We start from the raw sequence: 16,039 nt of genomic DNA, 5'->3' as shown, positions 1-16,039 counted from the left end.
TGCCATGATTACAGATCTGGACAGCAGTTGAATCGCTGAAAGGAGGGAAAAGTCATGCAGGAAGAGGTAACTCAGAAAACGGTCACGTTCTGTATTCGGGCTACTAAGATTACGGCAGACCTGTTGAAAAAGGTTCTTGTTGCGTATCTGCGTCATCAGAAGCAGAAATCAGTAGAGAAGAAAGCACAGAAAAATCAGCCGAAACAGGGAAAGGTCACGGTAAAAGAGCTGGCAAAACAGAATGCCGGGATGGTCAATATCGAGATCACAAATAAGAATATCAAGTCCTTTGAACGGTATGCCAGAAAATACGGGATCAATTATGCTCTGAAAAAAGACAAGAGCAAGGAGCCTCCGGTTTATCTGGTATTCTTCAAGGGACGTGATCAGGATGCACTCAATGCTGCTTTCCGTGAGTTTTCCCAGAAACAGATTCAAAAAGCGAATAAACCTTCCATTCATAAGCGTCTTGCAGCTTACCGGGCAATGATGCCAAAGAAGACGAAGGACAAAGTAAAGAACCGGCATCAGGAGCAGAGTCGATGAAAAAGAAAAGCGGCAAAACTCTGATGCAGAAGTGGAAGAATAAAATCGGGGGTAAGCTGTCCGCCCTGGATAAAAAGAAACTGGTTCTTACAAATATCCCTTATGCTCTGGCTGCTTTCTATGCAGACCGGGCATTTTTTCTTTACCGGAACAGTCCGGGAGAAGATATGGGGAACAAACTATTATATGCAATGGAACACGCAGACCGGATTTTTGCAGGTTTTGTGTTAAGCAATAACGGGAAAGATCTGTTAGCAGGTATTGTTGTTGCAGTCGTTCTGAAAGTGTTGGTCTGGCAGAAACAGGCAGATGCAAAGAAATTACGGAAAGGCATCGAGTATGGTTCAGCCAGATGGGGAACCGCAGAGGATATCAAGCCTTATATGTCGGAAGATACATGGATGAACATTCCATTGACAGCAACAGAAGCACTGACCATGGAGAGCAGACCGAAGCAGCCGAAGTATGCAAGAAATAAAAATATAGTGGTCATCGGCGGCAGTGGTTCCGGTAAGACACGTTTTTTCGTAAAACCATCGGTCATGCAGATGAACTGTTCCATGGTCATTACAGATCCGAAAGGCACTTTGATTGAAGAGTGCGGGAAGATGTTAGCAAAGGGACCACCTAAGAAAGATAAGAATGGAAATATCATGAAAGATAAATCTGGAAAAGTGGTACATGAGCCATATGTGATTAAGGTTCTGAATACCATCAATTTTTCCAAGTCCCTTCATTACAATCCATTTGCTTATATACGGTCTGAAAAGGATATCCTGAAGCTGGTGACAACAATCATTGTGAATACCAAAGGTGAAGGGGAAAAAGCTTCCGAAGATTTTTGGGTGAAAGCAGAGAAATTGCTCTACACAGCACTGATTGCTTTTATCTGGTATGAAGGTGATGAAGAGGAAAAAAATCTGAATACCCTTCTGGATCTTTTGAATGAAAGCGAAACCCGTGAAGAGGATGAAACTTACCAGAATCCAGTGGATATGATGTTCCAGGAACTGGAAGAAAGAGATCCGCAGCACTTTGCGGTCAGACAGTATAAAAAATACAAAATGGCGGCTGGCAAAACTGCCAAAAGTATTCTTATTTCCTGTGGTGCGAGGCTGGCACCATTTGATATCGCAGAACTTCGTGAGATCATGTCTTATGATGAAATGGAACTGGATAAGATTGGGGACAGGAAAACAGCCTTGTTTTTGATTATGTCAGATACAGATACAACCTTTAACTTTGTGATTGCCATGTTACAGTCACAGCTTTTCAATCTGCTTTGCGATAAGGCAGATGATGAATATGGTGGAAGACTTCCGGTGCATGTGCGTGTCATCGCTGATGAGTTTGCCAACATCGGGCAAATTCCTCAGTTTGACAAGCTGATTGCAACTATCCGAAGCAGGGAAATCTCTGCTTCTATTATTTTGCAGTCACAGAGTCAGCTAAAGGCAATGTACAAGGATAGTGCAGATACCATTCTGGGTAACTGTGATACTACACTATTTCTTGGTGGAAAAGAGAAAACTACCTTAAAGGAAATGAGTGAACTTCTGGGTAAGGAAACCATTGATCTGTATAACACTTCGGAAACGAGGAGCAATCAGAAGTCCTTTGGATTGAATTACCAGAAAACAGGCAAACAGCTGATGACAGAAGATGAGATTGCAGTCATGGATGGAGGAAAATGTATCCTGCAGATTCGTGGTGCCAGACCATTTTTCTCAGACAAATATGATATCACGAAACACAAAAATTATCGGTTTCTTGCAGATGAAAATGAGAAAAACCGATACAAAGTAGAAAAAGAGTTAAATCCGCAGTACACACCGAAACCCGAAGAAGAGGTGGAGGTAATTCAGGTGGAGCTGTCGGAGTAACCATGGGAATGAACGAAAAATAATGAGGAAAGGAATAACTGACATTAGGTGCGCCGGCTTTTTAGTCGGTGTTTTTTCATTCCCGTAAACACCTGAAAGAAGTCAGTTTTGGTGAATGTATATGGCATTTTTTAGCAGTGCAATTACAACTTTAAAAACTCTTGTAGTCGCAATCGGCGCAGGTCTTGGCGTGTGGGGTGTCGTAAACCTTCTGGAAGGATATGGAAATGACAATCCCGGCGCTAAGAGCCAGGGCATCAAACACTTAATGTCTTCTATGTGAAAAGATTTTAAAGGAAAAATGCACATCCTACGCAGATAACATGACAATTTCATGCAAAGCGAAAGGAAACACCATGAAAATCGAATACACAAAAGTGGGAGACTATTATTTACCGAATCTTTACTATCCGGAGGAAACCAGACCGATTGGATTCTGGGGAATGCTTCGGAAGGAATATCTGAAAGAACATAAATCTGGAACTTATACATATCTTCTTCTGACCGCCAGATTGGACAGCTATCTGGCAGATCTGAATGAACAGGCACAGGAACGCTTTGAGCTGATTGAAGCTCAAATGCGAAGTGCGGGGGGAGTTACCGAGGAACTGAAGAGACAGAATTCTATGGAATGGGTACGCCACTGCAACAATATCCGCAACCGGGCTGCTGAAATCATCAAGCAGGAACTGATTTATATATAAGGGGGATTCCAGATATGAGAAGAGAATTGATTGAAAGTTATTATGAAGAATACCAGCGGGAATTGGAAAGATTTCTTGAATCTGATCCAGAGATGATTTCTCTGGAAGCAGAAATTCATCATTACATAGATATACTGGAACCAGTCCTCAGAGATGCCGGACAGGAGATGTGGCAGACATTGGACAGAATTATTTCAGCGAAAAATGCCATGGAAGGGATTGTGGCAAAAGAAATGTATATCCGAGGATTTCTGGATTATGAAAGGCTGGTGTGTGAAAAGGACTGTAAAATTTAAATATTCATCTTACAAGCACTGACTGTAACGGTCGGTGCTTCTTTTTTGATTTTTTAAAAAATCATCTGACATTCTTCAAGTCCCCACGTGTGATTAGTAAGAAAAATAAATTTTTCTGCGAAAGTACCGTCCAAAGATACTCTGAAACTTGCAATTAGTGAGGGAATAGTTCATTTTTGCGAAAAAAACTTGCAAAAGGGGGTTGGTAAATATCTTTTCAAAAGCTTTATAGGTAGAGGGACAAAATTTTTTCATAATTTTTCAAAATCATGTCCGCTTTTATCTCTCCCAATACAGAGTAAGTGAAGGGACTAACAAAAGTAAAAGAAAAAATGATAAAAATGCAAAAAAATATCACGAATTTTTTGCATCATGCCAAGTCATTTGACTTTAGTAATCAGAGGACGTTTTGGAATGTTCCTTCGTTGAACCTTGACAACCGATAAGTGCATCCTGAAAGTCTACCAGGAGTTCTGCCATGACCTTTCTTTTTCAGAGAGTGAGCGGAATCATAATGACACTCCCGATGATGGGCGGCTGACCAAAGCCTTATGGTCAGTGACCTGCTGATGCAGGCAGAGGCAGTCTGAGACGACTGCAGATGACAGGAAAATGCACGCCAGACCGCCGGACGAATGAAAATGATAACAATGTTTACAGGGCGAAATGCCTGGAAAGGAGCAGTTTATGACAGAACTGAAAATGAAAGAAATGCAGATAATCCACTGGTTTGGATGCCCGAATCTGAACTGTACAAGGGAGAGAATCCATCTGGCTGCTATGCTTGCAACGGATGCAGAGATGAAAAAGAATCTTTACAAGGTATGTAGATTCCTCGCAAGAGAAGAAATTGCATATCGGTATCCGATCATATATGAAATGATTCAGAAAATGTTTTCGCCGGATGATACCAATCCACCGGAAGCATGTGCAATGTTTATGCCAGACAATGAACCAGATGATGAAGAATATGCAATGGCAGCGTAGCTGCGGAAAGGACGATAACGATTATGAATAAAGTGATTTTAATGGGAAGACTGACAAAGAACCCGGAAATCAAATATGCCGGAAAAGATAATGATATGGCAGTAGCAAGATATACACTTGCGGTAAATAGAAGATATAAACGTGACGGAGAACAGGAAGCAGATTTTATCTCCTGTGTCACATTTGGAAAGAGTGCAGAGTTTGCACAGAAATATCTTCACAAGGGAACGAGAATTGTGATCGGCGGTCGTATCAGCACCGGTAATTATAAGGATAAGGACGGGAAAACAATTTACACCACAGATGTGATCGTCGAAGAACATGAATTTGCTCAGAACAAGGATAACGGTGCCGGTGCAGATTTGTCAGAAACACAGAAAACAGATAAGGACGGATTTATGGAAGCACCGGAAGGTGAGATTCCATTTGATTAAACCGGAATAAATGGTTGGAGAGGCCACTCTTTGCCGGGGCATTCTCTTTTCCATTTTAAAGAGGAAATCAAAAATTACAGGTATTCAACCTAACGAAAACGTGATATAATCAAAATATGTTTGAATGAGAAATATGGAGGCAGCTTATGGGCGTAAGTTATAACAGATTATGGAAAATGCTCATAGATAAAAATATGAAGCGGATAGAGATGCAGTACCTCACCGGGATCAGTGGTAATATTCTTGCCCGGATGGGAAAAAACCAGTATGTATCAATGGAGACGATTGAGAAGATCTGCAAGAAGCTGGACTGTACTGTTGATGAGATGATGGAATTTACAGATGATGAATAACAGGAGGTTGCTGCAATGACAGATACACAGCAAAGAGCAGCGGCGAAAGCATTTGCAAAAAACTGGAAAGACCGTGGATATGAAAAAGGCGACAGTCAGATCTTTTGGGTGGAGCTTCTGACAACGGTATTTGGTGTAACGGAAATATCACAGTTTATTTCTTTTGAGGATCAGGTACACCTTGACCACACCAGTTTTATTGATGGGTATATTGAGAAAACCCATGTCATGATTGAACAGAAAAGTATAAATAAGAGCCTGACGGCTGCTATCCGGCAGTCCGACGGCTCTATGCTGACACCATTTGAACAGGCAAAAAGATATTCTTCCGAATTGCCATATTCAAAAAGACCAAGATGGATCGTAACCAGTAATTTCCAGTCATTTTATATTTACGATATGGAAAAGCCGGGTGGCGATCCGGAGATTATCCAGTTGGAAGATCTGGAAAAAGAATATTATCGGTTACAGTTCCTTGTGGACGAGGGAAACACAAATCTTCAGAGAGAAATGGAAGTTTCCATTGCCGCAGGTGAAATTGTAGGGCTTTTGTATGATGCACTGGCAAAACAATATGTTGATTCGACAACAGAGCGGGCAATGAAAAGTCTGAATATCCTTTGTGTCAGAATCGTATTCTGCCTGTATGCAGAGGATGCCGGTATTTTTGGACAGCATGGCATGTTCCATGACTATCTGGAAGAATTTGATACAAGGCACATGAGAAGAGCCGTGATTGAGCTGTTCCAGGTGCTTGATACAAAACCAGAAGACAGAGATCTATACATGGAAGAATCTCTGGCACAGTTCCCATATGTAAATGGTGGGCTGTTTGCAAATGAGGATATTGAAATTCCACAGTTTACAGATGAAATCAGAAACCTTTTACTGGAAAAAGCCTCAGCAGATTTTGACTGGTCAGAAATTAGTCCGACTATATTTGGTGCGGTATTTGAGAGTACACTGAATCCTGAGACAAGACGCTCCGGCGGTATGCACTACACCAGCATTGAAAATATTCATAAAGTCATTGATCCGCTGTTTCTGGATGAACTGAAAAATGAATTGAAAGAAATTCAGCAGATAACGGTTCAGAGAACAAAAGATAAAAAACTGAGGGATTTCCAGACGAAGCTGGCAAATCTCCGGTGGCTTGATCCGGCATCGGGAAGTGGAAACTTTCTTACAGAGACATATATCAGTATCCGTCGATTGGAGAATGAAGTCATAAAAGAATTGCAGAGAGGACAGATTACTTTTGGATTTGATGAATCCTCACCAATCCATGTTTCTATTGATCAGTTTTATGGAATTGAGATCAATGATTTTGCTGTCACAGTTGCAAAGACAGCGTTATGGATTGCGGAATCACAGATGATGAAAGAGACGGAAGACATCGTTCACATGAATCTGGATTTTCTGCCGTTGACGACAAATGCGTTTATTGTAGAAGGTAATTCTTTACAGATTGACTGGGAGAGCGTTGTACCAAAATATCAGGTTTCGTATATTATGGGAAATCCTCCGTTTGTGGGTTATTCACTACAGAGCAAAGAACAGAAAAATGATATTTTATCGGTTTACGTGGATGAAAAAGGAAAGCCATATAAGACTGCAGGGAAAATTGATTATGTTGCGGGCTGGTATTTTAAAGCTGCGCAGTTTATGCAGGGAACAACTATACGGACAGCATTTGTATCAACTAATTCCATTACGCAGGGAGAACAGGTGGCAGGTGTCTGGAAACCTTTATATGACCGATTTGGGATCCATATAGATTTTGCACACCGGACATTTATCTGGGACAGCGAAGCCAATATGAAAGCGCATGTACATTGTGTGATTGTTGGATTCAGCATTGCACCAAATCAAGCAAAACGCAGAATCTATGTTGATGGAAGATTTAAAGAAGTAAATAATGTCAATGCGTATTTGTTGGACGCACCTAATGAATTTATCTGCAATCGCAGCAAGCCATTATGGAATGTTCCACAAATGACGACGGGAAACAGACCAGCAGATGGCGGTAATCTGATTATTGAAAAAGAAGACTATGAAGAATTTATAAGAAAAGAACCACAAGCCAAACCTTATATTAAAAAATTAGTTGGTTCAACTGAGTTCATCAACAATAAAGAGCGGTGGTGCTTATGGCTGGTAGATGTTAAACCAGCAGAGTTAAGAAAAATGCCGCTTGTACTTAAGCGGGTAGAAGCTTGTAAACAGGACAGAGAAAATTCGCCAGATGCAGGAAGAAGAAAACTTGCAGAAACACCTACGCTATTCAGGGAATTGAATAATCCTGCATCATTTATTCTTGTGCCAAAAGTAAGTTCTGAGAGAAGAAGATATGTACCAATGGGATTTTTAGATTATAATACAATCTCAACAGATCTTAACTTTATCATACCAGAAGCAACGATGTATCAATTTGCAATATTAACGTCAAATATTCATATGGCATGGATGCGAGCTGTTTGTGGTAGAATGAAAAGTGATTATAGGTATTCTGCTAATATTGTTTATAATAACTTCCCATGGCCTGAGCCGACCGCTCAGCAACGGAAAAAAATCGAACAGACTGCACAGGCAATTCTTGATGCGAGAGCATTATATCCAGACAGTAGCCTTGCAGATCTTTATGATGAACTGACCATGCCGCCGGAGTTGCGAAAAGCACATCACCAGAACGATATGGCTGTCATGCAGGCATACGGATTTACAAAAGGCAGCGAAGCCTATAAAAGCGAAGCAGCCTGTGTTGCAGAACTGATGAAACTTTATCAGAAGAAGGTAGAAGAAATCGAAAAAAGATAACACGCCGGATACGGCATAAATCTCTTAGCAAAGCTAAGAGCGCACTTCTATACAGGCAATTACATTTGCCTGTATCGTGCGACCTGCGGTGCTATCCCTGATTTGGGAAAATCTCAATCCGGGAATTAAGCGAAATCAGAGATTTCGTACAAGGGAATGGATTCCCTTGCGGCACAGGTGCCTATCACTGACGTAAGAATTGGAGATTGACAAAGAGATGAAAGAAAAATATAATTCGCAAGCAAGCAAGCAAGCAAGCAAGCAAGCAAGCAAGCAAGCAAGCAAGCAAGCAAGCAAGCAAGCAAGGGTAGAGGAGACCAGAATGGAAAATTACAGGGAAATGCGTGAACAAAAATTAAAAAGTGTGGATGAAATCCTTCATCAGATTTCCTGTATGGATCGTGCAGTAAATGAAAAGCAACTGGATGCGGTCATTCCATTTATACTAAAAGCGATAGGGAAATATGCAAATGCGGATCGTGTCTACATTTTTGACTGGATTACCGGAAAAAGAGAAAGGATTACAAATACCTTTGAATGGTGTGCGACCGGGGTAAATCCTCAGATCCAAAATCTTCAGAATATTCCCGGTGATTTTGTACCAAGATGGACAGAGAAGTTTTTGGCAAAAGAAAATATTGTTATTTATGATCTGGAAGATATTGCAGAAGAAATGCCGACAGAATATGAAATATTAAAACCGCAGGAGATCCATTCGCTGATCGCAGTACCATTTTTTGAAAATCAAAAGCTGATCGGTTTCATTGGTGTGGATAATCCGGATATGGAGTTTGCACATCTTTTTGCATGCTTATTGACAGATATGGGTGGACATCTGCAGAGTGTACGTGAAAATATGCGGATGAGAAAAAAACTGGAAGAAGAACATGCAAGCCTTGAGCAGAGTCTGGTGGAATTGCAGAAGGAGAAAAATATACTGGATGTGTTGAGTATTGATTACACATCCATATACACTTGTGACCTTTTGAAGGATAGGATGTATCCGGTAAAATTATCCGAAAATACAAATGCGATTCTGGTAAAGGAACAGCTCGGATGCGAATGCCATTCTTATTCTGAACGTATCCGATATTATTATGATTACTTTGTGGTAAAGGAATCAGCACCGGACTTCCTCGAAAAAATGAGTGCAGATTATCTGATGGAATATCTGGCATATCATGATCGTTTTGCCTACAGATTCCGATGTCTGCCAAGTCCTGCAGGGCAGAAGCACTTTGAGGTACAGATTGCCAGGATGAAAGAGACTAAGGGATTTCAGGTGGTTATGGGTTACCGCTATATAGATGATATTATCGAGGAACAGAAAAAACAGAAATATGAACTGGAGCAGGCTCTGGAAAGTGCGACGCTCAATAGTGAAATTGTAAGTTCAATAAGTAAGCTCTACTGGCTCATTTATCATATGGATCTGGTCGAAGGAACGTATGAAGAAATTTCGGCAGGTCAGGAAATGTATCGTTTGACAGGAAAGAAAGGCCATACAGAGGAAGCTTTTAAGGAAGCAAGCAAGACGATCGTATCCTTTGAATATCAGAATGCAATGAAAAAATTTCTTGATACCGGTACTCTGGCGGACAGACTGAAAGAAGCTGACAGTACAGCTATGGAATACCGGACAACCAGTGGTTCCTGGCATCTGGCGAGATTTATCGTTAAGAAACGAAACACAGCAGGAAAAGTGACCAATGTGCTCTATGTGGTTCGTCAGATAGACAAGGAAAAAGAACTGGAAATTAAGTACAAGCAGGAAGTACTCGAACACAATCGTGTTATGTCCGGATTAAGTCTGGATTATACGATTGTATTTGTGCTTAATCTCGATACAGATGAATACAGGATCGTATTCACACAGACAACGAATCATGCACAGATCAGGCAGAACATTGCAGGTTTTTCGGAGTATGTGGATGAATATGTAAGAAAATATACGCTGTCTGATTTTAAGGAAGCAATGAAAAAAGAACTAAGTGCTGCTAACATCAGGAAACGGTTTCATCAGGAAGATGATTATCATTTTTCCTTTGAAACAGTACCAAATGAAGCCGGACTGAGTCATTTTCAGGCTCATATAGTAAAGGAATATGATGGAGAGGAACACTATGCAGTTCTTGGTTTCCGCAGTATTGATGAAATCGTGAATCAGGAACGTTTTTATAAAGAAGCCCTTAGCAATGCAAATCAGGCACTTCAGAGCGAGTTGGATATGATTGCATCTGCATTGCCGGGAGGAGTAAAGATAAGTAATGATGATCCACAATACTCTTTCAAGTATGTATCGGAACAGTTTGCAAACATGCTCGGATACGATACCCCAGAGGAACTGATGGAAGCATGTGACGGCTCGATTGCAGGAATTGCTCATCCGGATGATCTTGAGACGGGGATTGCGGAAGCACTTGCACAGTATAAGAAAGCTGACCATTATGAGATTACTTATCGAATGAGATGCAAAGATGGATCCTATAAATATATTGAGGATCATGGGCGAAAAATCTGCAAACCGGAGGGGCTGATTGAGCACTGGAATCTGATTTTAGATAAGCATGAATTTGTAGAAAAGACAATTGAGCTGGAGAGTGAGAAAAGGGCGAATCAAAGCAAATCAGATTTTCTCGCCAGAATGTCTCATGATATGCGTACACCGTTGAATGGGATTATCGGGCTGCTTGATATATGCAGAAGCCATCCGGATGACAGGGAGCTGGTCGATTCCAGCAGAATAAAAGCAAGAGTTGCAGCAGATCATCTGCTTTCTCTGATTAATGATACGCTGGAACTCAGCAGACTGGAAGAAAGTGACCGGCCATTGATGAAGGATGTATTTAATCTGCCATCTTTGCTCCACGATGTGGAAACGATCTGTAAGCTAAAAGGAGATGAAAATGGAATCTCTGTGATTTGGATAAATGAAATCGGCCATTTCGAATATCCGTATCTGATAGGCAGTTCATTGAGTGTCAAACAAATACTATTGAATCTCATAGGCAACAGTATTAAGTACAATCAGAGCAAAGGTTCTGTATTTTGTTATTTGAAAGAGAAGATTATATCTGATACCAAATTGGAACTGGATTTTACCATAAAAGATACCGGGATTGGAATGTCAGATGAATTTATTAAGGATATTTTCAAACCATTTGTACAGGCGAATACAGGTGCCAGAACCAAGTATATGGGAACAGGTCTTGGGATGTCAATCGTAAAGAATCTCCTGGATAAAATGGGAGGCACGATCCAGATTGACAGTGAGGAAGGAGTGGGAACTTCTGTAAATGTAATCATTCCTTTTGAAATAAGTCAGAATGTCGGAGAAGAGCAAACGGAGAAAACAGTACAGAATAATTTGAAAGGAAAAAGAGTTCTCCTGGCAGAAGATAATGAACTGAACCGGGAAATAGCAGTTTTTATTCTTGAAGATGCCGGAATGTCTGTCACAGAAGCGATGGATGGTAGGCAGGCAGTAAAAATCTTCATGAATCATCCGGAAGGCTTTTTTGATATTGTATTGATGGATATTATGATGCCGGTCATGGATGGATATCAGGCGACAAATGCAATTAGAAGCTGTGAAAGAGCAGATGCTAAAATAATTCCAATTATTGCGATGACTGCTAATGCTTTTGACGATGACAGGAAACGGTCAAAAGAGGCAGGAATGAATGCACATATATCAAAACCTATAGAGATCCCCAATTTATTAAATACTATAGATGGACTCTGTAATAATGCTACGAAATTGACTGGAGTCACGCTGTAAGTTTTTACTGACAATTAAATATTTCAACCAAAACTGGGGTTAGCAGTTCTTCTGTATGAGAACAGCAACCTCAGTTTTTTATATCAGAGAACTGGCATTTTTGAGATAGCCGGTTCTTTTTGTTTACAGAAAAAAGAAGGAGATGAAGACAATGAGCAGAGCCAAAAATCCAAAGTATGAATCCATGTCGCTGGAGGAATTGAAAGCAAACATGGAAAAGAGCAAAAAGGAACTGGAGCAGGCAATTCACAACAAAAATATCCTTGAGCAGAGAAAGAAGCTTGCTGAACGGCGAGAACGCTCCCATCGGCTGATCGTCAAAGGGGCAGAGTTTGAGAAAGCGTTTCCGTTGTCCAAAGATCTGGAACAGGGAGATGTTCAGAATGTAATGAACCAGCTGCAGAACAGCAGTTACAACAAGAGTATTGTGCGGCAGACTTATATCTCTGCGTCACAAAAAGACCGACAACAGATTGCAGAAGCGGTTAAAAAAACAGAGAAGGGAGATGACAGTTAATGGCATTGTATCATTTTTCAGTAAGACATGTATCCAGAGGGAAAGGGCAGATGGTGGTTGCTTCCGCTGCCTATATTTCCGGGCAGAGGATTTATGACGGTTATTACAATAAGATACACGATTATACAAGCAAGTCGGGTGTGGTATTTACAGAAATTCTGACACCGGAGTATGTGCCGGAGCGTCTGACTGACAGGGAAACACTCTGGAACGAGGTGGAGCATGTAGAAAGGAACAACAAGGCGCAGCTTGCTTATTCATTTGACATTGCCCTGCAGAATGAACTGACACTTGAGGAAAATATAAGACTGGCGAAAGAGTTCTGTCAGGAGCAGTTTGTGGCACGTGGCATGATCGTGGATCTGGCAGTCCATGAGGGAAAATCGGAAAATGAAGAAGAGCCGGATAATCCCCATTTCCATGTGCTTGCCCCAATCCGTCCTTTTACAGAGAAAGGAATCTGGGGCAATAAACAGAGACGGGAATATATTTTTGATGAGGATGGAAACCGGGTGAAGGATGCAAAAGGAAAAGATATGTTCAATGCTGTTTCTACTACCGGTTGGAATAATCCCGAACTATTAAAAGAATGGCGGCGGGCATGGACAGAGAAAGTAAATGGGAAATTTCGAGAGTGCCACATGGCAGCCAGAATCGACCACCGTTCCTACAAAGAACAGGGGATTGATCTGATCCCGACTATCCATGAGGGGTATGAAGTCCGGGCAATGGAGAAAAAGGGGATCAAAACAGTTATTGGAGAATTGAACCGGGCAATCCGGCAGTTCAACCAGATGTTCATTTCCCTGAAAGAATCCATTCAGTGGATGAAGACAGCTTATGAGGAAATGAAAGCAGAGCTGGATCGTAGGCAGAACCCTACACTTCTGGAGAGTTTGCAGGATTATTATGATAAAAAGACACAGGGCAGACCGTCACTTCCAAATTTCTATGAGGAAATGAAACGAAGAGGGAAGAATCTCTCCAATTTACAGGAGTTTTCAAAATCCATCAATTATCTTCAGACCCATCAGATAGAGACGATGGATGACTTGCAGGAACGGATTGAGGAACTGAACGGTGTTGTTTCTGTCAGCAAAAAAGAAATTTCTGAAAAGCGGAAACAGTTAAAGGAACTGGAGAATCTGGAAAAGATGGCAGAGGTGATTAAAACAAACCAGCCATTGATTGATGAGTATAATCGTTTCTATTTTCAGAAAAGACGGGAGAAATATTATCAGCAGCATAAAAAAGAAATCAATTATTACCGCAAATGTGAACGGGAACTAAAACAGTATCTGGATAAAAATGGAAAGGTGCCTACTGCCAGATGGAAACGGGAGAAAGAAGAACTCCAGGCGGTGATTGAAGAGCTGAAAGCAGATAATCAGCCGTATCAGGAGGAACTTGCATTTGTAAAAAAGGTACAGAGCTGTGCGGACATTGCCAGACGTGACCGGGAAATGGCAGAAGCAGATACTTCCGGGCGTTCAGAAGAAAAAAGAGAGAAGCAGGCGAAATTCCCGGTATTTCATGGAGTTCAGACGGAAGATATTTTTGAAGGAAATGGGAAAGCAGAGCAACAGCCGGTGAAGCAGTCGGAGCAGAAGCCAGAAAAGAAAACTTCTCTTCTGAGAAAGCTGGATGAAAAGAAGAAAGAATGTGCAGAGCGTGATGCAAAACAACAGGCAGTGAAGAAAAAACGGAACCGTGAGATAAGTTTATAACAGTCTGTCAGCAGGACAGATGGGAAAGGATGAGGAAAATGCAGTATACAGAAGAACAGATTACAAGAGCTAACCAAACCAATCTTGTTTCTTTTCTGAACGCACAGGGGGAACAGTTGGTGAAAAGTGGCAGGGAATATCGCTGGAAAAGGCATGACAGTGTAACGGTATCCGGAAACCGGTGGTATCGGCACAGTCAGGGCAGGGGCGGCTATCCGGTGGATTTTGTGATGGAATTTTACAACGCTACATTTCCGGAAGCAGTTAAAAAGTTGATCGGGGAGGAAGGCGAAGGCAGGAACAGTACCTGCCCCGCCCCGTCCCCTGACTTTCGTTTACCAGAGAAAGAGGAAAATAATGATAGAATCATCAGATATCTGACAGAAAACAGAGGGATTGAAAAGAATCTGGTGGAAGAATGGAGCAGCAGTGGGGATATTTATGAAGAAAAGAAGCACCATAATGTGGTGTTTGTTGGCAGAGATGCAGACGGTATTCCTAGATATGCCCATTGCAGGGGAACAGGTGAGATAAAATACCGGGGAGATGTGGCTGGATCTGACAAATCTTGCGGATTCTGTCACAGAGGGACGGATAATCAGTTGTTTGTGTTTGAAGCAGCCATTGATCTGCTTTCTTTTATCCAATTATTTCCCAAAGACTGGAAAAAGCGGAGCTACCTGAGTCTGGGTGGCATTTCCAGTGCGGCACTGATGGCTTTTCTTTCTGAACGCCCTCAGATTACTTCTGTATTCCTGTGTCTGGATAATGATCAGGCAGGGAATGAAGCCTGTGAGAAACTGGCAGAAGAAATTCCGGACGGATACAGTGTCATCCGTCTGAAACCGTCCCGAAAGGACTGGAATGAAATCCTCTGCGATAAAAATGCAGACAGGAAGAAAGCAATCATTGAAACAGTTACAATGAAAGCACCGGAGAAGGAAGAACTGGTGCCAATGCTGTGTTATGAAGACATTGAGCAGACCAGCGTAGAATGGCTGTGGTTTCCATATTTGCCATTTGGAAAACTGACGATTATCCAGGGCAATCCAGGCGAGGGAAAAACTTATTTTGCCATGATGCTGACCGCAGCCTGCACGAACAGGAAGACTTTCCCGAATATGGAAGAAATTGAACCTTTCAATGTGATCTATCAGACCGCCGAAGATGGCATGGGAGATACGATCAAGCCGAGACTGCTAGAAGCAGGTGCCGACCTGAGCCGGGTGATGGTCATTGATGATACAGAGGAAGCACTGACATTATCCGATGACCGTATTGAAAAGGCTATCCGTCAGAATCAGGTCAGACTTTTAATCATTGATCCGGTACAGGCTTTTATTGGTGCAGATGTGGATATGAACCGGGCAAATGAAGTCCGTCCGGTATTCCGAAAACTTGGAATGATTGCGGAGCAGACAGGCTGTGCCATTGTACTGATCGGGCATCTGAACAAATCTTCGGGTACACAGAGTACTTACCGTGGACTTGGTTCCATAGATATCATGGCGGCAGTGAGAAGTCTTCTTTTTATCGGGAAAGTAAAGAAAGACCCGACAACAAGAGTGCTGATTCATGAGAAAAGTTCCCTTGCACCTCCGGGTGAGACGATGGCATTTAAACTTGGAGATGAAGAAGGTTTCCGATGGGTGGGAGCTTATGAGATTTCCGCAGATGATCTTCTGGATGGAAAGGAAGGAAAACCGACAGAAACAAAGCTGCAACGGGGAACGAAACTGATCTATGAATTGCTTGCAGACGGAAATACGATCACCATCCGGGAAGTGGATGAAAAAGCAAAGGCACAGGGAATCTCCCAGAGAAGCATGCGTGAAGTAAGAAGCCGGATGAAAGAAGAACTGGATTATCAGATGAATGAAAAACAGGAAAATACCATCCGGTTGAAAGGATAAAAAGGGTGTGTGGCGGCAGGATTTTAAATCCGGATGGCAGATGTTATAGATACCCTGTCTGCCGCCTGCCGTCTGCCAGTG

13 protein-coding genes are annotated in these 16,039 nt (G+C 41.8%); all 13 read left to right on the top strand.

Annotated elements, in window-relative coordinates:
- Nucleotides 1-54: 54 nt before the first annotated feature.
- The 13 genes from PGU50_RS00825 to PGU50_RS00765 all read left to right on the top strand — a co-directional run bounded on the left by PGU50_RS00825 (nucleotide 55) and on the right by PGU50_RS00765 (nucleotide 15,958).
- Nucleotides 55-546 carry a PcfB family protein gene (locus tag PGU50_RS00825; protein ID WP_055057305.1) on the top strand — a complete coding sequence of 164 codons (492 nt, stop codon included), beginning with the start codon at nucleotides 55-57 and terminating at the stop codon, nucleotides 544-546.
- Between the two features lie 23 nt (nucleotides 547-569).
- Complete coding sequence (locus tag PGU50_RS00820) at nucleotides 570-2,429, top strand: VirD4-like conjugal transfer protein, CD1115 family (RefSeq protein ID WP_330672427.1); 1,860 nt, start codon at nucleotides 570-572, stop codon at nucleotides 2,427-2,429.
- Between the two features lie 121 nt (nucleotides 2,430-2,550).
- Nucleotides 2,551-2,712: a Maff2 family mobile element protein gene (locus PGU50_RS00815; RefSeq protein WP_055298248.1), complete on the top strand. Its 162-nt coding sequence runs from the start codon at nucleotides 2,551-2,553 to the stop codon at nucleotides 2,710-2,712.
- 73 nt (nucleotides 2,713-2,785) lie between these two features.
- Nucleotides 2,786-3,133 carry a TnpV protein gene (locus PGU50_RS00810; protein ID WP_270245972.1) on the top strand — a complete coding sequence of 116 codons (348 nt, stop codon included), beginning with the start codon at nucleotides 2,786-2,788 and terminating at the stop codon, nucleotides 3,131-3,133.
- Nucleotides 3,134-3,147: 14 nt separating this feature from the next.
- Nucleotides 3,148-3,429: a hypothetical protein gene (locus PGU50_RS00805; RefSeq protein ID WP_270245971.1), complete on the top strand. Its 282-nt coding sequence runs from the start codon at nucleotides 3,148-3,150 to the stop codon at nucleotides 3,427-3,429.
- A gap of 687 nt (nucleotides 3,430-4,116) precedes the next feature.
- Nucleotides 4,117-4,416: a hypothetical protein gene (locus PGU50_RS00800; protein ID WP_270245970.1), complete on the top strand. Its 300-nt coding sequence runs from the start codon at nucleotides 4,117-4,119 to the stop codon at nucleotides 4,414-4,416.
- A gap of 23 nt (nucleotides 4,417-4,439) precedes the next feature.
- Nucleotides 4,440-4,850 carry a single-stranded DNA-binding protein gene (locus PGU50_RS00795; RefSeq protein WP_270245969.1) on the top strand — a complete coding sequence of 137 codons (411 nt, stop codon included), beginning with the start codon at nucleotides 4,440-4,442 and terminating at the stop codon, nucleotides 4,848-4,850.
- A 146-nt stretch (nucleotides 4,851-4,996) separates the two neighbouring features.
- Nucleotides 4,997-5,203, top strand: a complete 207-nt coding sequence (locus PGU50_RS00790; protein ID WP_005341250.1) for a helix-turn-helix domain-containing protein — start codon at nucleotides 4,997-4,999, stop codon at nucleotides 5,201-5,203.
- 15 nt (nucleotides 5,204-5,218) lie between these two features.
- Nucleotides 5,219-8,020 (top strand): DNA methyltransferase, encoded by a 2,802-nt coding sequence (locus PGU50_RS00785; RefSeq protein ID WP_270245968.1) that lies wholly within the window; start codon nucleotides 5,219-5,221, stop codon nucleotides 8,018-8,020.
- Nucleotides 8,021-8,342: 322 nt separating this feature from the next.
- Complete coding sequence (locus PGU50_RS00780; RefSeq protein ID WP_270245967.1) at nucleotides 8,343-11,801, top strand: ATP-binding protein; 3,459 nt, start codon at nucleotides 8,343-8,345, stop codon at nucleotides 11,799-11,801.
- A 151-nt stretch (nucleotides 11,802-11,952) separates the two neighbouring features.
- Nucleotides 11,953-12,318 carry a DUF3847 domain-containing protein gene (locus PGU50_RS00775; protein ID WP_270245966.1) on the top strand — a complete coding sequence of 122 codons (366 nt, stop codon included), beginning with the start codon at nucleotides 11,953-11,955 and terminating at the stop codon, nucleotides 12,316-12,318.
- Nucleotides 12,318-14,045, top strand: a complete 1,728-nt coding sequence (mobQ, locus tag PGU50_RS00770) for a MobQ family relaxase (RefSeq protein WP_270245965.1) — start codon at nucleotides 12,318-12,320, stop codon at nucleotides 14,043-14,045. Before PGU50_RS00775 ends, mobQ begins: the two co-directional genes overlap by 1 nt.
- Nucleotides 14,046-14,083: 38 nt before the next feature.
- Entirely contained in the window at nucleotides 14,084-15,958 is a 1,875-nt protein-coding gene (locus PGU50_RS00765; protein WP_270245964.1) for an AAA family ATPase, read from the top strand.
- The last annotated feature ends 81 nt before the right edge of the window (nucleotides 15,959-16,039 follow it).

Origin of the sequence: Coprococcus sp. AM11-30B (genome assembly GCF_027674365.1) — a bacterium.
In the GTDB taxonomy this organism is placed as follows: domain Bacteria; phylum Bacillota; class Clostridia; order Lachnospirales; family Lachnospiraceae; genus Allocoprococcus; species Allocoprococcus comes.
The sequence above is the reverse complement of the archived record's forward strand: the minus strand, read 5'-3'. Positions and strand labels throughout refer to the sequence as shown.